The sequence below is a fragment of the Bacillus sp. GB_SG_008 genome (assembly GCF_052038115.1).
In the GTDB taxonomy this organism is placed as follows: Bacteria; Bacillota; Bacilli; order Bacillales; family Bacillaceae_G; genus Bacillus_A; species Bacillus_A rhizoplanae.
In genome coordinates, this window is record NZ_JBPZSK010000011.1 from 12,805 (window position 1) to 33,799 (window position 20,995).

Annotated in this window: 21 protein-coding genes and 1 riboswitch; of the genes, 8 read left to right on the top strand and 13 right to left on the bottom strand. The window is 36.8% G+C overall.

What is annotated here, in order from left to right; translation table 11 throughout:
- Positions 1 to 110: 110 nt before the first annotated feature.
- Together ACTDJC_RS20190 and ACTDJC_RS20195 are read right to left on the bottom strand one after the other, a co-directional pair.
- Positions 111 to 356, bottom strand: coding sequence for a hypothetical protein (locus ACTDJC_RS20190; RefSeq protein ID WP_098308254.1), 246 nt, complete (start codon positions 354 to 356; stop codon positions 111 to 113).
- 53 nt (positions 357 to 409) lie between these two features.
- Entirely contained in the window at positions 410 to 604 is a 195-nt protein-coding gene (locus ACTDJC_RS20195; protein ID WP_098308252.1) for an alpha/beta-type small acid-soluble spore protein, read from the bottom strand.
- Positions 605 to 856: 252 nt separating this feature from the next.
- Between ACTDJC_RS20195 and ACTDJC_RS20200 the strand changes: the two genes are divergently transcribed.
- Entirely contained in the window at positions 857 to 1,060 is a 204-nt protein-coding gene (locus ACTDJC_RS20200; protein ID WP_440604512.1) for a small, acid-soluble spore protein, alpha/beta type, read from the top strand.
- Between the two features lie 49 nt (positions 1,061 to 1,109).
- On the opposite strand, the gene ACTDJC_RS20205 is transcribed toward ACTDJC_RS20200, so the two are convergent.
- The 5 genes from ACTDJC_RS20205 to ACTDJC_RS20225 form a co-directional block, all read right to left on the bottom strand.
- Complete coding sequence (locus ACTDJC_RS20205) at positions 1,110 to 1,844, bottom strand: amino acid ABC transporter ATP-binding protein (RefSeq protein ID WP_098308248.1); 735 nt, start codon at positions 1,842 to 1,844, stop codon at positions 1,110 to 1,112.
- A gap of 27 nt (positions 1,845 to 1,871) precedes the next feature.
- Entirely contained in the window at positions 1,872 to 2,573 is a 702-nt protein-coding gene (locus ACTDJC_RS20210) for an amino acid ABC transporter permease (RefSeq protein WP_098308296.1), read from the bottom strand.
- A complete protein-coding gene (locus ACTDJC_RS20215) occupies positions 2,560 to 3,363 on the bottom strand; it encodes an amino acid ABC transporter substrate-binding protein (protein ID WP_098308246.1) in 804 nt (267 codons plus the stop codon). The genes ACTDJC_RS20210 and ACTDJC_RS20215 overlap by 14 nt, the downstream gene beginning before the upstream one ends.
- Positions 3,364 to 3,844: 481 nt before the next feature.
- Positions 3,845 to 5,845 carry an ABC transporter ATP-binding protein gene (locus ACTDJC_RS20220; RefSeq protein ID WP_440604513.1) on the bottom strand — a complete coding sequence of 667 codons (2,001 nt, stop codon included), beginning with the start codon at positions 5,843 to 5,845 and terminating at the stop codon, positions 3,845 to 3,847.
- Positions 5,842 to 7,596, bottom strand: coding sequence for an ABC transporter ATP-binding protein (locus ACTDJC_RS20225; protein ID WP_440604514.1), 1,755 nt, complete (start codon positions 7,594 to 7,596; stop codon positions 5,842 to 5,844). The genes ACTDJC_RS20220 and ACTDJC_RS20225 overlap by 4 nt, the downstream gene beginning before the upstream one ends.
- Positions 7,597 to 8,420: 824 nt before the next feature.
- On the opposite strand from ACTDJC_RS20225, the gene ACTDJC_RS20230 reads away from it, so the two are divergent.
- Together ACTDJC_RS20230 and ACTDJC_RS20235 are read left to right on the top strand one after the other, a co-directional pair.
- Positions 8,421 to 8,600 carry a hypothetical protein gene (locus tag ACTDJC_RS20230; RefSeq protein WP_440604515.1) on the top strand — a complete coding sequence of 60 codons (180 nt, stop codon included), beginning with the start codon at positions 8,421 to 8,423 and terminating at the stop codon, positions 8,598 to 8,600.
- A 393-nt stretch (positions 8,601 to 8,993) separates the two neighbouring features.
- Complete coding sequence (locus tag ACTDJC_RS20235) at positions 8,994 to 9,173, top strand: hypothetical protein (protein ID WP_440604516.1); 180 nt, start codon at positions 8,994 to 8,996, stop codon at positions 9,171 to 9,173.
- 63 nt (positions 9,174 to 9,236) lie between these two features.
- On the opposite strand, the gene ACTDJC_RS20240 is transcribed toward ACTDJC_RS20235, so the two are convergent.
- Positions 9,237 to 9,620 (bottom strand): hypothetical protein, encoded by a 384-nt coding sequence (locus ACTDJC_RS20240; protein WP_440604517.1) that lies wholly within the window; start codon positions 9,618 to 9,620, stop codon positions 9,237 to 9,239.
- A gap of 457 nt (positions 9,621 to 10,077) precedes the next feature.
- Positions 10,078 to 10,257, top strand: a riboswitch (Lysine riboswitch).
- Positions 10,258 to 10,389: 132 nt separating this feature from the next.
- Here ACTDJC_RS20240 and ACTDJC_RS20245 point away from each other — a divergent pair.
- The 3 genes from ACTDJC_RS20245 (at position 10,390) to ACTDJC_RS20255 (ending at position 14,198) form a co-directional block, all read left to right on the top strand.
- Positions 10,390 to 11,808 carry an amino acid permease gene (locus ACTDJC_RS20245; protein ID WP_440604518.1) on the top strand — a complete coding sequence of 473 codons (1,419 nt, stop codon included), beginning with the start codon at positions 10,390 to 10,392 and terminating at the stop codon, positions 11,806 to 11,808.
- 235 nt (positions 11,809 to 12,043) lie between these two features.
- Positions 12,044 to 13,243, top strand: coding sequence for an ABC transporter permease (locus ACTDJC_RS20250; RefSeq protein ID WP_253628698.1), 1,200 nt, complete (start codon positions 12,044 to 12,046; stop codon positions 13,241 to 13,243).
- A gap of 382 nt (positions 13,244 to 13,625) precedes the next feature.
- On the top strand, positions 13,626 to 14,198 hold the full coding sequence (locus tag ACTDJC_RS20255; RefSeq protein WP_440604519.1) for a manganese efflux pump: 573 nt from the start codon (positions 13,626 to 13,628) through the stop codon (positions 14,196 to 14,198).
- Between the two features lie 224 nt (positions 14,199 to 14,422).
- Here ACTDJC_RS20255 and ACTDJC_RS20260 read toward each other — a convergent pair whose 3' ends face one another.
- The 3 genes from ACTDJC_RS20260 to ACTDJC_RS20270 form a co-directional block, all read right to left on the bottom strand.
- Positions 14,423 to 14,962 carry a GNAT family N-acetyltransferase gene (locus tag ACTDJC_RS20260; RefSeq protein ID WP_440604520.1) on the bottom strand — a complete coding sequence of 180 codons (540 nt, stop codon included), beginning with the start codon at positions 14,960 to 14,962 and terminating at the stop codon, positions 14,423 to 14,425.
- Positions 14,963 to 15,056: 94 nt separating this feature from the next.
- Positions 15,057 to 15,602, bottom strand: coding sequence for an N-acetyltransferase family protein (locus tag ACTDJC_RS20265; protein ID WP_440604521.1), 546 nt, complete (start codon positions 15,600 to 15,602; stop codon positions 15,057 to 15,059).
- Between the two features lie 81 nt (positions 15,603 to 15,683).
- A complete protein-coding gene (locus ACTDJC_RS20270) occupies positions 15,684 to 16,943 on the bottom strand; it encodes an MDR family MFS transporter (protein ID WP_440604522.1) in 1,260 nt (419 codons plus the stop codon).
- 105 nt (positions 16,944 to 17,048) lie between these two features.
- Between ACTDJC_RS20270 and ACTDJC_RS20275 the strand changes: the two genes are divergently transcribed.
- Complete coding sequence (locus tag ACTDJC_RS20275) at positions 17,049 to 18,785, top strand: ABC transporter substrate-binding protein (protein ID WP_440604523.1); 1,737 nt, start codon at positions 17,049 to 17,051, stop codon at positions 18,783 to 18,785.
- A gap of 6 nt (positions 18,786 to 18,791) precedes the next feature.
- On the opposite strand, the gene ACTDJC_RS20280 is transcribed toward ACTDJC_RS20275, so the two are convergent.
- Positions 18,792 to 19,286, bottom strand: a complete 495-nt coding sequence (locus tag ACTDJC_RS20280; RefSeq protein ID WP_440604524.1) for an Lrp/AsnC family transcriptional regulator — start codon at positions 19,284 to 19,286, stop codon at positions 18,792 to 18,794.
- A 270-nt stretch (positions 19,287 to 19,556) separates the two neighbouring features.
- Here ACTDJC_RS20280 and ACTDJC_RS20285 point away from each other — a divergent pair, with 270 nt between their 5' ends.
- Complete coding sequence (locus ACTDJC_RS20285) at positions 19,557 to 20,486, top strand: DMT family transporter (RefSeq protein WP_440604525.1); 930 nt, start codon at positions 19,557 to 19,559, stop codon at positions 20,484 to 20,486.
- Between the two features lie 115 nt (positions 20,487 to 20,601).
- Here the strand turns inward: ACTDJC_RS20285 and ACTDJC_RS20290 are convergent, their stop codons facing one another.
- On the bottom strand, positions 20,602 to 20,964 hold the full coding sequence (locus tag ACTDJC_RS20290; protein ID WP_440604526.1) for a MerR family transcriptional regulator: 363 nt from the start codon (positions 20,962 to 20,964) through the stop codon (positions 20,602 to 20,604).
- Positions 20,965 to 20,995: the final 31 nt, after the last annotated feature.

A 20,995-nucleotide genomic window follows, 5' to 3' on the forward strand; every position in this document is an offset into this window, starting at 1 on the left:
GATGGGAAGCCCGCCCAATTGGGCACATACCAGCAGTAGCAGGAGAAATAGGTTATAGAAACTTTCTGTATTACAAAAAATCCGTCTCAACTTCTTGCTGAGACGGATTTTCATATAAGCTGTACAGTTACTTCTGTTTGCTTTTCACATGTAGGACAATATAAAAGATGAAGGCAATATTGCTGCGAATCATGTGCGGACAATCCATCCACTTCCTCTAGCAGTTCTTGGTCCATATAGGCACTATATGGACCAATATAATCGACTGTTTTTCCATAATCTTGGAGTATACTCGTACAAGTAGGACAGGTATAAGCTTTATATTCTAATGCATTACAAAGCGGACATATCGCCATTTTGATTCCTCCAAAAAAGGGACGGTATTCCCGTCCCCTATAGCCATTTTGATTTATTTTTGGAAACCACCTAAATGTTGCTCTGCATAAGATACAAGACGTTTTGTAATTTCACCGCCAACAGATCCGTTTGCGCGTGATGTTGAATCTGGTCCAAGTTGTACGCCAAACTCAGTTGCGATTTCATACTTCATTTGATCTAAAGCCATTTGTGCACCTGGAACTGCAAGACTATTGTTTCTAGCCATGTTATATCACCTCCTTGTATTGGTGTATTCATAGTATGTAAAAGCGTATTCTTTCTATGCAAATAGGGGATTTGTAATTTTTGGCATTATTAATTTTTACAAATTTTACAAACTAACATTTCGCATATCTTTCTACGTATCATCCATACTATGATTACAATCACTCCACACGATGGATTAGTGCCAAACGGGGCGATTCTGGTTCAACTCCAGCTAATCCAACCAAAACTCACTCTAAGGAGGACATATCCTATGGCAAACCAAAGTTCTTACAATCAATTAGTAGTACCTGGTGCAACTGCTGCAATCGACCAAATGAAATATGAGATTGCAACTGAATTTGGAGTAACATTAGGTGCTGATTCAACAGCTCGTGCAAATGGTTCAGTAGGTGGAGAAATTACAAAGCGTTTAGTAGCAATGGCTGAACAAAGCCTTGGCGGATATCAAAAATAAATATATATGGCAAAAAGGTCTCAAGCATCGCTTGAGACCTTTCTATCTTCTACTGTAGCATTTGTAAAAATTTCTTTGTTCGTTCTTCTTTCGGATGTACTAGCACTTCTTCTGGTGTGCCTTGTTCAACAATCACACCGCCATCCATAAAGATAACACGATTCGCAATTTGATGAGCAAAACGCATCTCATGCGTGACAATTACCATCGTCATGCCTTCCTGTGCAAGTTCTCTCATCACTTTTAGCACTTCTTGCACAAGTTCAGGATCAAGCGCTGATGTCGGTTCATCAAATAAAATCACTTGCGGCTCCATCGCAAGCGCGCGTGCAATACCTACGCGCTGCTGTTGTCCACCTGAAAGCTGAAATGGATATAAATCCATCTTATCACCGAGTCCAACTTTTCTCAGAAAATACTCCGCTTTTTCTTTTGCCTTCTCTTTTGAAACTTTCTTAACGGTTACAAGGCCTTCCATTACATTTTCACGTGCTGTAAAATGCGGGAATAAATTGTGATGCTGAAACACCATACCTGTTTGAATGCGCAGCTTCACAATATCACGCTTTGTCACATTTTTTGAGAAATCAAGTGTTTCGTCACCGATACGAACTACACCGCCATTAGGGGTTTCTAGTACGTTTAGACAACGAAGCAATGTTGTCTTACCAGAACCAGAAGGTCCAATAATAACAACAACTTCACCTTTTTCTACTGCCATATCAATATGCTGCAAAACGGTGTTATCACCGAAACTTTTTTGTAAATGTTGAATTGAAATCATGTAAACCAAAACTCCTTTTAGCAAGGATTATTTTAAAGTGTAACGCTCTGTTCGTTTTTCAAGAATTTGCTGCACAATAGATAATAAGAAACAAATTATCCAATAAATCAGTCCCGCTTCTGTATACACAACCAAGAATTCATAGTTTGTCGCTGCAATTTCCTGCGCTTTCCGAAACATTTCTGTTACTAAAATCATTGACGCCAGCGATGTATCTTTAATCAAACTAATAAATGTATTGGAAAGAGGCGGAATCGAAACACGTGTTGCCTGCGGTAAAATAACGCGGCGCAGCGCTTGCGGGTACGACATACCAATTGTATACGCAGCTTCCCATTGTCCTTTCGGAATCGATAAAATAGAAGCGCGAATAATTTCTGAAGCGTACGCTCCGACACTTAACGAAAAACCAATGATCGCTGCTGGATAGGAATTAATTGTAATTCCTATTGTCGGAAGTCCATAAAAAATAATAAATAACTGAACAAGAAGCGGTGTACCGCGAATAATAGATACATAGATGCGTGCAATCCATTCTAATACGCGATTTCCAGAAATACGGCATAATGCTGTTAACGTCGCTAACACTAAACCAATTATAAATGTAATCAATGCAAGTGGTATTGTAGTGAAAATAGCATCCTTCAGCATAGGCATGAAGGATGCTTTTGTTATATCAGTCCAAACGGATAATCGATCTACATCAAATAAAACATTACTTAGATACATTTTCACCAAACCATTTCTTCGATATTTTGTCGTAAGTGCCGTCTTTTTTCATGTCATCTAAAGCTTTATTTACTTCAGCAACAAGTTTATCGCTGCCTTTACGGAACATCAGTCCACTTTGTGATGCTTCTTTTTCTGTATCAACAATTTTTACTTTCGCATCTGGTTTTGTTTTTAAGTAGTTTAATACAGATAAACGATCATTAATTGTTAAATCAACGCGGCCAGAATTTAATAATTCAACTGCTTGGTTAAAGCCTTCTACACCAACGATTTCTGCACCATTTTTCTTCGCAATGTCAGTAAAGTTACTTGTTAAAGATTGTGCTGCTTTTAAGCCTTTTATATCTTCGAATTTCGCTGGTTTGTCTTTATCTTTCGGAATTACAAGTACTGCTGAAGAAGATACGTATGGTTTAGAGAAATCATATTTCTTTTCGCGATCTGCACGAATCCCAACTTCGTTCGCAATCATGTCAAAACGTTTTGCATCAAGTCCAGCAAATAAGCTGTCCCATTGTGTTTCTTTAAATACTGGTTTCACGCCAAGACGCTTTGCTACTTCTTCTGCAATCTCAACATCAAACCCTGTTAACTTTCCACTTTCATCATGGAATGTGAACGGCGGATATGTACCTTCTGTTCCAATAACAAGCTCTCCGCTCTTTTTAATTTGATCTAACGCATCTTTGCTAGGTTCTTGAGCTGTATCTTTTGTTTGTTTTCCGCAACCCGCTACAACTCCCACAACCAATAATGCAAGTACGAAAAATGAAAGTAATTTTTTCATAATAACAGTCCTCCAAGTATTCTGATAGGAATTTAAGAACAATATTGATTATTGTATTCAATCTTGCAATATTTTTCAATCAAAATGTTCTCACTTAGTGTATCCTATTCGTTCAAAATCAAACAAATACATGGATAAATGTAGGAATAAAATTTTATTTAAAGAGGATTCTCAAGCAAAGCAGCTAATACATAATACAATTTTTTGGTGTGTTTTTACAAATGTTATATTATGAAAATGAGAAATTCGTGAAGCATACCTCTACCATGAAAAAGAACTTGCCAGGGCGGCAAGTTCTTCAAGAATCTAATACACAATATCCAATCAGTCCACATAATAACAAAAAGAAAGCAATGTTAAAGGTAACCGATAATTCCTCCATTTGTATTCCCCCTTTATCAAAAAAATATCATATAGACAAAGGAAGAATACGTCCCACTTGTAAACATTATCTTAAAATTTTCCGAACATTCCGTGAACGTTACGCACTTTGACTACCCGCAATCTGTGTTTTATACATTTCATAATAACGCCCTTTCTTTGCCATCAACTCTTCATGTGAACCTTTCTCAAGAATCGTTCCGCGGTCCAGTACGATAATTTGATCTGCACTTTTAATCGTTGATAAGCGGTGGGCAATAATAAATGTAGTGCGCCCTTTTTTCACGACTTCAAGCGCCTGTTGAATCATCGCTTCTGTTTCTGTATCAATGCTGGATGTTGCTTCATCCAAAATTAAAATCGCTGGATCAAATGCAAGTGCGCGTGCGAAGGAAATAAGTTGCCGCTCACCTGTTGAAAGCGTACTTCCTTTTTCAGTTACTTCTTCTTGAATGTTGTTTGCAAAGCGTTCCGCTCCAACATCACGCAGCGCCTTCACAATCTGTTCCTTCGAAATTCGTTCTTGCTCTAAACTCACATTTGAAGCAACAGTTCCTGTAAATAGGAATGGATCTTGCAGTACAATTCCCATATGCTCACGAAGTGCTTGTTTTGAGATGGCCTTTATATCATATCCATCAATCGTGATGTTCCCTTTTTGAAATTCGTAAAACTGAAAGAGTACATTCATAATCGAGCTTTTTCCTGATCCGGTATGACCAACTAACGCAATCGTTTCTCCTTGCTTCGCTTCAAAGGAAATGTTTCGCAGAACTTCATCTTTCCCGTTATAGGAAAACGAAACGTTATTAAAACGAACATTTCCTCGTAAACGCGGAACATGCTCTTCCTGCACTGCTTCTCCCTTTTCATCTAACAATTCAAACACACGCTCTGCCGCCACGCGCGCTTGCTCTAAATTTGCTAACTGATTCACCATGTTTGTAATTGGTGAAAATAATCGTGTTAAATAATCAACAAACGCGTATAGCACACCTAATGAAATCATCCCTGCTGCACTTAATGATGCGCCGCCAAAATGCCAAATCACACCTGTAAACGCAATATTGCGGAGCACCCCTACTAAGTTATGAGAAGTCGCTGCATTTAAACTTAAAATTTTATTTTGATACATATAATACTCTTCATTTAGCTGTTCAAATTCCTGTTTTACTGCACGTTCTTGACGAAACGCTTGAATAACAGGCATTCCTTGAATGGATTCATTGACCGTTCCATTAATATCCGATAACCGTGAGCGCATTTTATGATTGTACACAGATGCATACTTACGGTAAAAAATAGCCCACACACATAAAATTGGAATAAGGATTAAACACATGAGCGCAAGCTTTACATCTAATAAGAACAAGGCAATAAAAATACCAATGATGTAAATAAAACTAGAAAAGAATGTCGATAGTACTGTTACATATAGCTCTCGAATCGCCTCCGTATCATTTGTCACACGAGAAACGATTTTCCCGGCCGGCAAATGATCAAAGTAACGAATCGGCAATGTTTGAATGTGAGAAAACACATCTTCTCGCATAATTTGAATAATTTTATTCGCTGCTTTTTGTAAATAAAATTGTTTTCCGTATGCAAAGAGGGATACAACAAGTAAAAGAGCTAAATATCCGCTGCCAAGTAAGAATAGCCGTTTTATTTCTGGTTGATAAAACGAGAAAATTTCCTCCCCTGTAAGCTTAGTCCCCTTATATACTTGCACCGCTTTCCCTTTCTGAATTGTAATCATATTCCCCTTGACAGAACGCGTTCCTTCAAGGGAAACTTTATTAGGAATAAAATAGTAGTCGCGGCCAATTTGAACAATGCGAACCTCTTTTCCTTTCTGTTCTCCTGCTTTAAACCGATCGCCTCGCTTATACCAAGCACCGTTATAAAAAACAGTATCGTCTCCTTTTATCGTTTCGTGCCAAGGCTTTTCAATCCCTACGATATGTTCATCAATCATCGTTTTCGCAACAAACGGACCAGCTAATTCAGCAATAACAAAAATAAATAACATCGCTAAAGCTATCCCAATCGTTGCTTTTACTTTCATTGCATATTGAAATAATCGTTTTCCAACGCTCATATTTTCACCTCACCTTCTACTTCTTCCCCTTGTTGCCTTTCAAATTGCTCTGTATACCAACCGCCCTTTTGAATCAGCATGTTATGCGTTCCTTCTTCAATGATTTCACCATCATCCAACACGAGAATCCAGTCAGCATGCTCCGTAGCAGACAGACGATGCGTCGTAATAATCGTCGTTTTCCCACTGCGTTCTTTCCGGATATTTTCAATAATCGCCGCTTCCGTTCTTGCATCAACAGCTGATAACGAATCGTCTAAAATTAAAATTCCTGGATTTTGGATCACTGCTCGTGCAATCGAAATACGTTGTTTTTGCCCGCCAGATAGTGATACACCTTTTTCTCCAACAAGTGTTTCTAATCCATCTGGCAAAAATTCCAAATCTTTCTTGAAAGCAGCGATTTCAATGGCCTTTTGCAACTCTGCTTCACTTGCTTTCGGGTTTCCAAATAAAATATTTTCCCGTGCTGTTTTCGAAAAAAGAATGTGTTCTTGCGGAACATATCCAATCCAACTTAATACATTATCAATGTGTATATTTTGCAGCGATACACCGGATACTGTAATTTCACCTGTTCCTAGTGGATACTGGCGAAGAAGCTGCCGAACGAGCGTTGTTTTGCCACTTCCCGTTTTCCCAACAATCCCAAGTGTTTCCCCTCTATTTAACGAGAACGAAACGTTTTTCAAATTTAATTTAGAGGATGTTGGATACGAAAAGGATACATCTTCAAAATCAATGCAGTCTGGCTGATGTACACGTGATGGTTTCTTTACATTTTTTACGTCTTGCTTATATGTTAACGTTTCATTTACACGATCAAGTGAAGCATTCCCGCGCTGCATAACGTTTATCAGCTCACCAATCGCAAACATCGGCCAAATCATCATACCAAGGTACACGTTAAACGATACAAGTTCCCCAATCGTTACCTCATTTTTAAATACTAAAAACGCTCCGTACACAAGGCCAATTAAATAACTTATCCCAACAAGCATTTTCACTGTCGGTTGAAAAAGTGAATCAATTTTTGCGACTTTCATATTCTTTGCATACACATCTGTTGTTAACGTATTAAATCGCTTCTCATCTTCTCTTTCCTGTACATAAGCGCGAATGACACGTACACCTGCAATCGACTCCAGCACTTTATCGTTCATATCTCCAAATGCATCTTGTGCAACTGTAAAGCGCTCGTGTAATCTCTTTCCATAAGCACTCACTGCATACGCCATAATCGGAAGCGGCAATAAAGCAGCGAATGTTAACTTCCAACTAATCGAAAAACCCATCATAAGCACAATTGTGAGCATATATAAACTCGAATCAACGAGCGTTAAAATACCAAATCCAGCTGTCATGGCAATTGCTTTTAAATCATTCGTTGCCCTTGCCATTAAATCACCTGTACGATTTCTTTGATAGAAAGTTGGCGTCATCTTCAGCAAATGCCCCATAAATTTGGAACGCATCGTTTTTTCAAGCACAAATGCGCCGCCGAATAAATGATATTGCCATACATAAGAAAGTACATAACCAACAGTTGTTGCTCCCAGTAACATCCACACATAATTCATAATCCCCGCGTTTGTTAAATCCCCAGCTTTTATATCATCAATCGCCAATCCAATTAGTTTTGGCGGAATAATCTCAACCACATTGACAATAAGTAAACAACAAATGGCAATGCTATACCTTTTCCAATGCGTTTTAAAAAACCATGTTAATTTTTGTAATACAGAAAACAATCTAACCTCTCCCTTCCTGTTGCTGTTTAAACATTGACTCATTATCCGCTATCCAGCGTCTCCGTTTTTACCATTCGCACCTCATACTTTTCCATCGTCATTCCTTCCTTTCTCCATTTCATTTATTATTGAAACTATACAAATGTATAGGAACAATCTAAAAAAAGAGACAAAAAAAGGCATACCGTCGCTTTGACGATATGCGAAAAACGCATAAAAGCGTACGTCACGACACACGCAACGTACGCTTTCCTTTTCAACTAAAAAGAAGCGTTATTTGTCCGTAGAGGTTGCGTGATGATATTTATTGTTTTCATTGTGTAAAACAACTGAGCCAGTCATATATACGATTACAATCATCACGCACACCTCCTTTTTCTTTTATTTTCCATTTTTAATTGTATAATTTTAAAGACTTTTCTGTCAATTGTTTTTTTATTTTTATGGAAAAAGATTATTAAGCAAAAGAACGTCCCCGAAATCGCTTTTAAAAATATTTCGTTTGGATTTTTTCAAACCTCATACAATCACCATATACCTCACTCTTACAAGTCACTATTTTTAGGAGGACTTAGCATGACAATTAGCATTTACTATTAAGCTCTAGTGTGGGTGCACAAGGTATTCGTAAAGGTCTTGAATCTATGACGCATGAAAAAATAACAAGATTAAATTTAATGTAAATCTATAAAGGTAAGTAAAAAACAGTTTCTACTTACCTTTATATTTTGTAAAAATAGTTACTAACACTACATTTTCTCATCACAAACTCTCTATCACTTTCATATATATATATTAACTTCTGATAGGGAGGTGGTGGTCACATGGCAACATTAAACGGCTTAGTAGAAGGTGACAAAATCCGCGTTTTCTCAGCAGGACGTGAAATCGATGGTCAAGGTGTTTTCCTTCGCTTCGAAGGAAACTTCCTAGTCTGGGTGGACAACCATGCTAATATAAATGTTACAAGTTTAGATACAATTAGCATTAGTAAAATTTCCTAATTACCTATAAAGAAAATATTCTAAATCCTTTTCACTAAAAGAAGATGAGTCTATATCAAAAGAGGTCATATAAAACCTTTTTGAATAGGCTCTTTTTTATAATACGTTTTACACTTTTTATATGACTAATGGTTAAATACAAAACATTAACCATAACAAATGGCTCTGTTCAGATTAGCGGACGCATAAGGTATTCGTAAGAATCTTGAATCTATGACACGTGAGAAAATAACAGTATTGAATGTAATGTAACTCTATAAAGGTGAGTAAAAAATAATTTCTACTCACCTCTATATTTTATAAAAATAGTTGCTAATACTACACTTCTCTCGCACACACTCTCTATCATTTTCATATATATATATTAACTTCTGATAGGGAGGTGGTGGTCACATGGCAACATTAAACGGCTTAGTAGAAGGCGACAAAATCCGCGTTTTTTCAGCTGGACGTGAAATTGACGGTCAAGGTGTTTTCATTCGCTTCGAAGGCAACTTCGTAGTCTGGGTGGATAGCAATGCTAATATAAACGTGACAAGCTTAGATACAATTAACATTCGTAAAGTTTCCTAATTGCTCATAAAGTGTTCTAACTCCTAGGACAAAAAAAGCAAAGTCTATTTCAAAAAGAGTTATTTAAACCCCTTTTTGAATAGACTCTTTTTTTATAATATTTTTTACACTTTTTATATGACTAATGGTTAGATTATAATCAACGTTAACCCAATATAACCATTCGTTTGTACACTCAATAAAGATCCCCTCTGTACGTGTCTCCCCATCAAATACTTCTATCTTATCTCCTAATGAAAAAAGAGGCGGCAATGCACTCTTTTCTGTTTTTTTACTTAAATTCTTACTTAAATTCTTTTGTGTATCATAGAGGAGTCTCATACATCGTTCTAAAGAAGCTGCGAGCTCTTCATTTTGCTTTTTTAACTTCTCTACTGCACTTGGCTCCTGGTGCCTATGAATTTCCTTCCCACATATAAAGCAGTTTCTCTTAAACCAGCTCTCCATTCACTATCCCTCTTTATCTCGCTATTTATGGACAGTAAAACTTCCACCAAATTTTTAAGGAAATAAAGTGAAACTTCCATCAGTGGGGGTTTTCTTCATCCCCCACTGATGGTTAGTTGAACCAATCGGGCTTTTACGGGCAGTTATCCCCACCTATCTTCTTTCCTTCTCTCTCAATCTTGAGGTGGGGGGCTTACTGCCCGCGAATAGCGGGATAAAGCTACCCGTAGTTCAACTAGCCGTCAGTAAGGGACGAAAAAAAACTTACTGATAGCATCTTTGCTTTATACCTCATTTCATATACATATTATATGATGCGAAGCCTTAAGTTGTTTCACTATCTTAAACATACCCTATTCTCACAATAATCTGATTATGTTTATTTGCATTGACGAATAAAAAGCCATTTGTTACCCTTGGTTATGTTAACTTTATACATAAATCCTCATTCGTATCTCGGTGAGGTAGAGGTTGCAATTATTAATAGTATGATTTAGGAGATGTGTGGCATCGCTGATCAAATCGGAAAGGAATAGTTGCCGAAGCAAGAAGCATCCACAGCGCTTTCTTGCTGGGCCTGCATTAAATAAGTGCAGGACTGTCACAGGCTTTTTGCTTGTGGAGAGCTATCGAGAGGTATGTCCGCGGGTTTCTTAATAAGATTGAAAAGCGCGTGAATATATACGCGTTTTTTTGTTTTGTTTGGAACTTCAAACACATACATATCTCCTCGCTTGACTTGGTTATACTAATTTTGGAGGTAGTTTCTATGCAGCAAAAAAAATGGGGCTTTTGGGTACTTACTGCATTTGTAGTTGGGAATATGGTTGGGGCAGGTATTTTTATGATTCCAAGTACATTAGCACAAACGGCCAGCCCTCTTGGTGTTACATTAGCTTGGTTAACAACAGGATTTGGCGTATTAATGCTAGCTCTTGTTTTCGGTAATTTAGCAATTCGTCGTCCTGATTTAACAACAGGTCCGCAAAGTCATGCTTACGCGCTCTTTTCTTCACAAAAAACAAAAAAAATGGCGGGTTTTAGCATCGTATGGGGCTACTGGGTTGCAAACTGGGCAAGCAACGTAGCCATCATTACATCATTTGCTGGCTATTTATCACTCTTTTTCCCAATTATGAAAGATACTCACGTATTGTTTTCAGTTGGAACTTTCAACATTGAAGTTGGAAAATTGATTACGTTCTCCATTTGCACCATTTTATTATGGGGTACCCATATGATTTTGGCAAATGGCGTAAATGGTGCCGGTAAATTAAACTTTTTAGCAACAGCAGCGAAAGTAACAGGATTCCTTCTCTTCATCATTGTTACATTATTTGCCTTCGAAGCTTCTAAACTTGGACAATGGTATACGCCAATCGTTGATAAAGAAGGCATTTCACACGGACTGCTATCGCAAATAAACTTAGCAGCCTTAACAACACTTTGGGCCTTCATTGGTGTCGAGTCGGCTGTATTATTATCAAACCGTGCTGTTTCACCAAAAACAGTAAAACGTGCAACTGTTACCGGCTTACTACTAACAGTTGGTATCTATTTAGGAATTACCATCTTAACAATGGGTGTTCTTCATATAGATAAACTACAAGCATCTGAACGACCATTAGCGGATGCATTAACTGCAGTAATGGGTCATAACGGCGGAAAATTAATGGCGTTGCTTGCACTTACTTCTCTATTTGGATCCATTCTTGGTTGGGTTTTATTAAGCTCAGAAGTACCGTATCAAGCAGCAAAAGAAGGATTCTTTCCATCCTTCTTCACAAAAACCAATAAAAAAGGAAGCCCGATTCATTCGCTTCGTTTAACAAATATTATGTCGCAAGTGTTCCTATTCTCAACACTATCCGGGTCAATTGCCCAGGCGTATACATTTGTTATTACCGTTTCAACACTTGCCTATTTAATCCCATATCTCGTTTCTCCAATCTTCCAGCTCAAGCTTGTTATCACAGGTGAAACATACGAAAATCAAAAGGGTTCTCGTATGGTGGATGGAATCATTGCTGCGATTGCTCTTATTTATGCACTATGGGTTATTAAAACTGGCTCTTCTGATATGAAAACATTCCTGCTTGGCATTGGATTATTTTTAGTTGGATTTGCTTTCTATCCATTAATGAAACGTGACGAGAAAAAAGAAAAACAAAACGAGCAAGTTGCCTAGCTAAAGGTAACTTGCTTTTTTATCTTGTTAACGGGTAGCAAGAGAAACACTACCCTGCTTATAATAAAGTGAAAGTTCCATCAGTGGGGGTTCTTCCTCCCCCACTGATGGTTAGTTGAACCAATCGGGCTTTTACGAGCAGTTATCTCCCACCTATCTTCTTCGCTTTTCTCTGCATCTTGAGGTGGGGATTTTACTGCCCGTTAAAGCGGGATAAAACAAAGGAGTGATCTCAGTGACAATCGAAACACTTTGGAATGACCGTTTTCAGCAACATCTACAAAAAATCACGATGTACTTTGCGCGTATTGCAAGCGGGCTTATCTATAGCTTCCTTCTACTTCTTTGTGTAGGCGGCTATTATTATGCAAAATTTCTTCGTTCATTTCCATCTGAGTCTGTTGCATTAACCATTGTGACGGTTTTACTTACAATTGCACTCACTCGTTCTCCAATTCGTACATTTTTACAAAAACCAGATATCCTATATCTATTGCCAATAGAAGAAAAACTCGCATATTATTTTAAACGCTCTCTTTTGTACAGTTATATCATTCAGCTCTTTCCATTATTATGCGTAGTACTCATCATTACACCTCTCGCGCAGCAATCGTTACATACAACTCCTGCTTTTTTATGCGGAGCCTTTGTCATTCTTGCTTTTATAAAGTGGTGGAATATGTATTTGCATTGGACATATAGAGGAACCGAATCTATTTCACACTGGTTGCTTATCAGGATATTCTGTAATGCAGCCATTACATATACAATGTTTCAATTCACTTCCATTATGATTGTAGGAAGTATACTACTTTTCATAACGCTCTTATTTTTATATACGATTAATAAACGAAAACGGCACATTCATTGGGAATATTTAATAGAGCAAGAAGAAAAAATGGATATGCGCTTTTATCAGTTTATTCATTTCTTTACAGATGTGCCGCAAATAAAACAGCAAGTAAAACAAAGAAAATGGCTGACTGTTTGGATTGAAAGACTACTGTATCAAAAGCGATCTCCTTTTTTATATTTGTATAGTTTATCCTTTTTGCGCGCGAACGGTTACCTTGGCATCTACATACGATTGACTGTAGTAGGATGCATTGTTTTATACTACAGTCCTACGTTCATCGGAAAAGGAATCATTGCGTTATGTATCCTATACATAACCGCTTTACAACTTCGCGCCCTTTGGAATTATTTTTCGGGAAATAGTATTGTAGCATTATATCCAGTTTCACTTAAAGAACGAAAACGCGCTTTTATTACGCTTGTATTTCTAGTAACGATCGTGCAGCTAACGTTCTTTTCAATTATGGTTCTACTTAGTACTGGTTATCTCTTATTTACGTTATTACTACTAGTTGGAAGTATACTGTTTATTCATTTGATTGTTCTAAAAAAAGCAAAAACATATATTTCTACTTCATAAGTCAAATGATTTACGAAATTCCCCATTCTTATTTAAATCAGCTATATGGCTACTATCGCAAGACTGCGCATAGTAGTCTTTTTCTATTTTTCTAGGCACCAATTCCATAAAACCTTCATATAGATAAGAACAAATTGATCCCCCAAGGGAATGGGAAGAGAAAAGTTCAGTGGGAGTTGGAGGCTCACTAACTGATAAAGTGAAACTACCATCAGTGGACAGTTTTTTCATCTCCCACTGATGGAAAGCTCTCACCAATCGGGCGCATGCCAGCAGTTATCCCTCACCTATCTTCCTCGCTTCTCCCTGAATCTTGAGGCGGGGGTCTTACTGCCCGTTAATGCGGGATAAAATTTCCACTTTATTCTTTGGAGGTTTTCCTATGCATTGGTTATCCATTTTACTTATCGGAATCGGAGCAAACTTAGATAATTTAGGGATTGGTTTATCTCTTGGAATGAAAAAAGTGCACATTACAGCAATGGCTAATCTCTTTATTGCTATTATTTCTATGTTTGCGGTATATCTTTCCGTTGTAGCCGGTTCATTCATTTCGCAATATATATCTAAAGATGCCGCAAATATAAGCGGTAGCATTCTTCTTATTAGTCTAGGTGCATGGACTATCTTATCAGAATATCTATCACGTCCTTCTCCTGTGCTTCAAAATCCAGAGCAAGCAGACAAAGATGAGAATAATACAATTTCTTGGAAAGAATCTTTTTACTTAGGAATTATTTTATCTCTCAATTGCATTACGATGGGTTTTGGTGGTGGAATGAGTGGACTTTCCCCAATTTGGACTGCAGTATCTGTTGGATTCTTTTCATTCATTTCCATCATGATTGGTTCGCATTCTGGATATAAGCTGTCACAAACATTCATTGGCAAATACTCAAATGTTTTATCCGGCCTTTTACTCATTGTAATTGGTGCATATGAATTTTTTGCATGACCAAAAAATAAAAAGAATCCATTTTGGTCAAAATGGATTCTTTTTATTTCGAACATTGCCGAAGGATCTTTATCCCTCATTAACGGGCAGTAAAGGATGGAGAAGATCGAGAAGAAAACTGCCCGTAAAAGCCTGATTGGTTCAACTAACCATCAGTGAGAAAAGCGTCACTGATGGAAGTTTCACTTTATTTTCTGTCGAAGCGCCGATATATTTGGTTAAACTTATTTAGTAGCAGTAGTCGGAAGCAAGGAGTAAACATTCGTATCATACGGCACATTATTTTGATACATATAATTTCTAAGAACGCCTTCATTCTGAAAGCCTAGTTTTGTTAGTAATACATTAGATGCTTTATTTTCTGTAAAAACAACCGCTCCAATACGAGTTAATTCAAGCTCATGAAATCCATATGATATAACTTTTAAAGCAGCTTCAGTGGCATACCTTTTTCCCCAATGTTCAGGTAAAAGTGCATAAGCGATTTCAGCTCTCTTATGTTCGGAAGACCAGTCATGAAATCCAATCGTTCCAATAATCCCTTCTGTTTCTTTTATTTCAATTCCCCATTTTATTCCTCGTTTTTCTTTGTAGTTATTAAAAAAATTCCTAATTATATTTTTCACCTGTTCTAGATCTGTTAATGGATTTTGCCCATAGTAACGTAATACATCCTCATTCGAAAAGCAATTCAATATCCCTTGTGCATCATCTTCTATTAGCTCTCTCAAGATTAGTCTTTCTGTTTCTAGTATAGGAAACATTCTCCCACTCCTTTTTATCTGCCTTCAACATCTGCATGTATCACTTTAGAATTAGCGCTTCTATTTTTGTGTGCTACACTTATCACGATATAGTTTATCCATTAAACCTCCCCATCAAAATCGTATTATAGTAATTCCCATCCGATAGCATTTTGTCATTTTTCAAGATACCCTCTACTTCAAAACCGTATCTTTCATAAAGGCTTTTAGCTTTCTCGTTCGTTTCAAGAACATACAAAGTGATTTTCTTAATTCCATGTAAGTCTGCCCAATTGACAGATTCTTTTAAAAGGTTCTTTCCAATGCCATATCCCCAATATTCTTGTAATATGCAGACACCAAATTCTACTTTATGAGATGTTCTTTTCAATTTGTTCCCTTCACACCTTGAAAAACCTACAATTCTTCCATTCACTTCGGCTACTAAAAATAGATTACTAACACTGTCTGTATCCTCTTTAATGATCTTTTTAAAACCAGCTTCATCTATGTATGCTTCACCTTTTTCTCTATCTAAATTTTCTGTTTCGCCATCTATTTGTAATCGTACTTCAGATAATTTTTTTGCATCTTCTTCCATTGCAGACCTAATCATATAACGTGTATTACGACTATAAAATTCTTTTGGGCTAATCTTCATTACAATTACCTCCTATCCTAACTATTTAACTCTTTTTAAGAAAGCTACTTGTCTCCAAAACAAGCAGCTTTCTCACTAGACTTACCCTATCTTCTCTACCTTCTTCTCTTGACGATGATACATATCGACTGCTTTCTTAAATAAGAGAATGCTGCTTATCCCTATCAAACAGAACAATATACTCATTCCCCAAGAGGCAACGATTGAACCAATCATAATGCCAAGTGTTCCTACCATCTTCGCAATTTGAAACACCATACCATTAATGGCCATATATGAACTTCTTGCATCATCCCTCGCCATATCTGCCCGAATAGATTGGCTGACTGGCACATACATCATCTCTCCAATTGTTTGGAACAAACCTGCTAGTAATAGAATCCATAAACTATTACTTGCTCCAAATAGCGTAAATCCAATCGTATATATAAATAAGCCTGTATAAAGTACTTTCTGGTCCTGAAAGCGATTCATGATTTTCACAACAAGAGCTGAAAATAAAACAACTAATACTGTATTCTCAGTAGAAATCCAGCTCAGCATTCGAATACCTGTTAAATCAAAGTGATTTCCGTTCCATAGTGAAAATGTCAATGTCTCAAATTCTTTCTGCAGACGAACTCCGATATAGTTATTAATTTGAAACTCTAATGATAATGCGCATATGCTTGCCAAGCACAATACGATAAATGCTCGGTCTTTTACGACAACTCGGTAATTGTTTACCATATCCTGCAAAACATTTTTCTTTTCTACTTTCTTTTGAACTACATATACTTCTTCCATATAAACTGTAATTAAATACAGTGTTAATAATGCAATACCTGTCAGTAGCATAAATAGTTGGAATCGGTAGTGTTCAAAAAGAAGTCCTCCGAAAATTGCACCAATGGCGATAGATAAATTGATTGCCCAGTAATTAATGCTGTACATCATTTTTCGATTTTCCGGTGTACTTACATCAATTAACATTGCCTCTGTTGCTGGATTCATCACGCCAGAACCGATGCTGTTTATAAGTAAAAAGACAAATGTGAGCCAAGCTGAATCTATATACTCTGAGTTCACAACCCCCATGCAAGCAATAGAGACTACTTGAATTACCTGTCCAATAATCATAACCTTTTTCCGCCCTAATGTATCGGCAATATAACCTCCATATAAGCCAACGATAAGTGATGCAATTACATTTAATAACAATAAGAACCCCGCTAATACTGCTCCTAATTTTACGGAAAAATAAATCGCCATAAATGGAAAAATCATCGTTCCTACCGTACGAGTTAAAAAGGATGTAATAATTCTAATTTTAATGTTGCGATGCATAGACCAAAATCCCATCTGTTTCCTCCTCCTTCTGTTTCTTCATTTTACTTTGAAAAAGTGGAAGAAAAAGGTTAAAATATTCTGAAGAGTTTCCCCTTTTAGAAAAAGGAGATGTATAACATGAAAATTATGGACCACTATATTCGACTAAGACTTTCCTTTCCAAATGAACAACATATTCAAAATAGTCTCCAAGAATTGGCTGCCGTTCTATTTTGCAGTACAAAAAATGTGAAGATTTTACTAAAAAAAATGAGTGAAGAAAAACTGATTGAATGGATACCAGGAAGAGGCCGTGGAAATAAAACGGAAATTCACTTTCTTCATACATTTGTAGAAGCGATTTTACCGCATGTTGAAGAACTTTTAAGAAATGAGAAGTTAACAGAAGTATTTCTTTTACTGAAAGAACCACTGCCTTTCTTACTTAAAGAAAAAATAGAAGAACGATTAAATACTTATTTTGGATATACAACTTCAGACGATCTGTATGATGTGTTAAAAATTCCATATAAACGAAAATTACTGCCGATTGATCCAGCATTTGCTGCTGTGACTACAGAAAGTCATCTTATTAGCCAAATCGTTGATACATTAGTGAGATATAACGAAAAAACAGACGAAATCGAGCCGCACTTGGCACATACTTGGGAAGTAAGCGATGATCAACTTACGTGGACATTCTATTTACGAAAAGGCATTCGCTTTCATCACGGAAAAACATTATCAGGAAAAGATGTTATCTTCTCCTTTGAAAGGCTGCAAAGCATTCAATCTCCTTTTGACTGGTTGACTGAGGAAATCGAAAAAATGGTAAGCCCCTCTCCCCTGCAGGTTATCTTTCATTTACGAAAACCAAATCGTTTTTTTCTGCATTACGTAAGTTCAGTACAATTGTCTATTTTACCGCACGACGTAGTTGTACAAAATCATCATTATATCGGTACAGGGCCTTTCAAAATCAGAAGCTTTACTGAAGATAATATTGTTTTAGAGGCATTTTCCGATTATTTTAAAGAGCGGGCACTAATCGATCGTATTGAATTTTGGTTTGTGCCAGAACAGGCAAAAATAAGCATGAATTACGTATTACCAAATATGAAATGCGAAGAGGAAAAAGAAGTGGAGACAGAAGAAATTGGATGTATATACTCGGCATTCAACTTCCAGAAAAACGGGCCGCAGCATGATATATTTTTTCGAAAAGCATGGGCAGAAATAATGGACCCTACATCATTAATTCAAGACCTCGGCGGGAAACGTACGATGCCAGCTTATAGCTTCTTTCCTGATAAGAGCCGAACAATGTATAAAGAAACCTCTTTGCATAAAGCGAAAGAATACTTACAACAAAGTACGTACAACGGAGAAAGCGTACACATTTACTTCTTTGCATTTAAAGATAGCGAGCAAGATGCAATTTGGTTACAAAAACGTTGCGAACCACTTGGCATACGTTTACAGCTGCACCCATTTCCAATTACCGATTACTTTAACGAAGATATTACAAAACAAGCCGATATCATTTTGACAGGAGAAGTTCTCGACGCCAATCTTGAAATGGCCTTTTTACATATATTTAAAAATAAAAGCTGCTTTGTTCATCGATTTAGACATTCACATTATCAAAAGCAAATTGATAAACTGCTTGATCTATTTGTGGCAGAACGAAGTAAAGAAAAACGATACAACTTAATATATGAAATAGAACAATTCCTTAGTGACCAATACCTTCTTGTCTTTTACTATCACGTCTTAAAAAGAAGAAGTTTCCCTTCCTCTTTGCAAAACGTCACCATTGATTCTTTCGGATGGACAGACTTTGCCAAACTATGGATTCGTCCACATACACAATAGGCGGAGCTAAACAGCTCCGCCATCTTTGCTCTGCAGAGGCAATACAGTAGAATACTTAATCTCTCGCAGTGCTAAACTTGTTTGAATTCTCGTGATACCGAGCATATTCAACTTACGAATAAAACGTTCCAGCTCGTTTCGATCTCGGTGCACAACTTTTAAAATATAATCATACTCCCCCGTTAAACAATGACATTCCAATACTTCTGGCATTTCGTGCATAGCCTTCTCTAACACTTCCAGCTTCTCCGCTTGATGAATATTTGTACTGACAAAAATAAAGCATAATAAACCAAATCCCAATTTCTCCTGATTTAAAATTGCTACTTGCTGATTAATAAACCCTTCACTTTCTAATCGTTTCACCCGTGCATGTGTAGCTGGCGGTGAAAGATTAACGCGGCGTGCAACCTCAGCGTTACTCAGCTGTCCTTCTTGTTGCAGCACATCTAAAATTTGTATATCCAGATCATCTAAACCCTTACGAACTACATGTTCCATTTCTAATCTCCCTTTTCATCACAAACGATTCTTCACCAAAATACATTACAACCGCACCTAAAATGAATAAAATTCTGCAAACTATCACAATAACTTTATATTATTTCGAATTTTATTAATTATACAAAACAACATATATGACAAACAAGAAAAATGCTACAATTTACATAGTTTAAAGTATATAGATTCAACCACCGTGCACAGTGGCTGTCTTTCATCAAACGGGCAATGCGCAAGCCCTACTTTCTTGTAAAGGAGCTAACTCATATTATGCCTTATGTTATTTTATTACTCATAACAAGCTTATTGTGGGGCGGAAATTTTGTAGTGGGAAAATCTCTTGTCGGGCACGCTTCTCCTATGACACTGACTACTCTTCGATGGATTATTGCAGTCATTTGTCTTTTCCCAATTGTATGGTGGAAAGAAAAGAAAATCTTCCCGCCGAAAGATGCACTTCTCCCTTTATTTCTTATGGGGGTTACTGGCGTTGTTTTCTTTAACATTTTTCAGTTTTGGGCATTAGAGCATACATCAGCAACAAATGTTGGTCTTATTTCTACATTAAATACGATTTCTATTGCTGTCTGTTCAGCTCTATTTTTAAAAGAAAAAATTAATATATTTCAAATTGCATCTATGATTGTCTCATTTTTTGGCGTTACGCTTGTTCTTTCAAAAGGAAAAATAGATACCTTGTTTTCCTTACATTTTAATATAGGTGATTTATGGATGATGGCCGCGGTATGTGTATGGGGAATCTATTCAGTTTGCAGTAGATGGGCAACGAAAAAGACAACACCGATGATGTCCACCTTATATTCCGGTATCTTTGGTATCGTCATACTAGTTCCCTTTAACATCTCTCATTTTACCATTTCAAATATGAACGCTTCATTCTTAGGATCCATTATGTATACAGGCGTTATCTCAACTGTGTTATGTATGGTTTTTTGGAACATCGGTGTCCAAAAATTAGGTGCGACTACTTCCGGTATTTTTTTAAATTTCAATCCTATTTTCACTGCTATTTTAGCGTTTCTATTATTAGGTGAACAAATGACGTGGATTCAAGTGGTAGGAAGTATGATTGTTATTGCAGGGTGTTATTTATTCTCACACTTTAAATCTCATGCGATTTCTAAACAAGAATATACAACTCCGCAACATACAAGCACTCCTCTAGCACGGAGTAACTAAATATCGAGTTTGATAAATCAATCCCGCCGCTTCCCTTTAAAGAATGAAGTGACGGGATTTCTAATTATATAGAACGTAATACAAATAATTTATTTCTTCTTATTAGAACTCGCATCTAATCTTGTTTACTGATGAAATCTTTGTAAGCGGCAATTTTATACTCAAGCATCTCATCCGCAGCTTTTAACGTTCTGATTTGTTCCTTAATAGAGTGTTTATGTTCTTCTAAAAGGTTTAATCGCTCCGTTGTGGTATGGTCTCCTTCTAAAACTAATGAAGCATACTTCTTTATTTTCGCGATGGGCATTTGTGTTTCTTTTAACTTGATAACAAATTGCAGCCATTTAATATGTGAATCGTTATATCGTCTGTCTCCACTGGTATCACGAACAGGAATTACAATTTTTTCCTTTTCATAATACCGCAATGTATGTGTGCTTATCCCTAACATTTTAGCCACTTCACCAATAGTGTGCATAAGAAACCTCCACATTACTTTTCTCTTGACT

Coding starts and splice junctions, on each gene's coding strand:
- ACTDJC_RS20190 (WP_098308254.1), bottom strand. CDS start 356: ATGGCGATATGTCCGCTTTGTAATGCATTAGAATATAAAGCTTATACC.
- ACTDJC_RS20195 (WP_098308252.1), bottom strand. CDS start 604: ATGGCTAGAAACAATAGTCTTGCAGTTCCAGGTGCACAAATGGCTTTA.
- ACTDJC_RS20200 (WP_440604512.1), top strand. CDS start 857: ATGGCAAACCAAAGTTCTTACAATCAATTAGTAGTACCTGGTGCAACT.
- ACTDJC_RS20205 (WP_098308248.1), bottom strand. CDS start 1,844: ATGATTTCAATTCAACATTTACAAAAAAGTTTCGGTGATAACACCGTT.
- ACTDJC_RS20210 (WP_098308296.1), bottom strand. CDS start 2,573: ATGTATCTAAGTAATGTTTTATTTGATGTAGATCGATTATCCGTTTGG.
- ACTDJC_RS20215 (WP_098308246.1), bottom strand. CDS start 3,363: ATGAAAAAATTACTTTCATTTTTCGTACTTGCATTATTGGTTGTGGGA.
- ACTDJC_RS20220 (WP_440604513.1), bottom strand. CDS start 5,845: ATGAGCGTTGGAAAACGATTATTTCAATATGCAATGAAAGTAAAAGCA.
- ACTDJC_RS20230 (WP_440604515.1), top strand. CDS start 8,421: ATGGCAACATTAAACGGCTTAGTAGAAGGTGACAAAATCCGCGTTTTC.
- ACTDJC_RS20235 (WP_440604516.1), top strand. CDS start 8,994: ATGGCAACATTAAACGGCTTAGTAGAAGGCGACAAAATCCGCGTTTTT.
- ACTDJC_RS20240 (WP_440604517.1), bottom strand. CDS start 9,620: ATGGAGAGCTGGTTTAAGAGAAACTGCTTTATATGTGGGAAGGAAATT.
- ACTDJC_RS20245 (WP_440604518.1), top strand. CDS start 10,390: ATGCAGCAAAAAAAATGGGGCTTTTGGGTACTTACTGCATTTGTAGTT.
- ACTDJC_RS20255 (WP_440604519.1), top strand. CDS start 13,626: ATGCATTGGTTATCCATTTTACTTATCGGAATCGGAGCAAACTTAGAT.
- ACTDJC_RS20260 (WP_440604520.1), bottom strand. CDS start 14,962: ATGTTTCCTATACTAGAAACAGAAAGACTAATCTTGAGAGAGCTAATA.
- ACTDJC_RS20265 (WP_440604521.1), bottom strand. CDS start 15,602: ATGAAGATTAGCCCAAAAGAATTTTATAGTCGTAATACACGTTATATG.
- ACTDJC_RS20270 (WP_440604522.1), bottom strand. CDS start 16,943: ATGGGATTTTGGTCTATGCATCGCAACATTAAAATTAGAATTATTACA.
- ACTDJC_RS20275 (WP_440604523.1), top strand. CDS start 17,049: ATGAAAATTATGGACCACTATATTCGACTAAGACTTTCCTTTCCAAAT.
- ACTDJC_RS20280 (WP_440604524.1), bottom strand. CDS start 19,286: ATGGAACATGTAGTTCGTAAGGGTTTAGATGATCTGGATATACAAATT.
- ACTDJC_RS20285 (WP_440604525.1), top strand. CDS start 19,557: ATGCCTTATGTTATTTTATTACTCATAACAAGCTTATTGTGGGGCGGA.
- ACTDJC_RS20290 (WP_440604526.1), bottom strand. CDS start 20,964: ATGCACACTATTGGTGAAGTGGCTAAAATGTTAGGGATAAGCACACAT.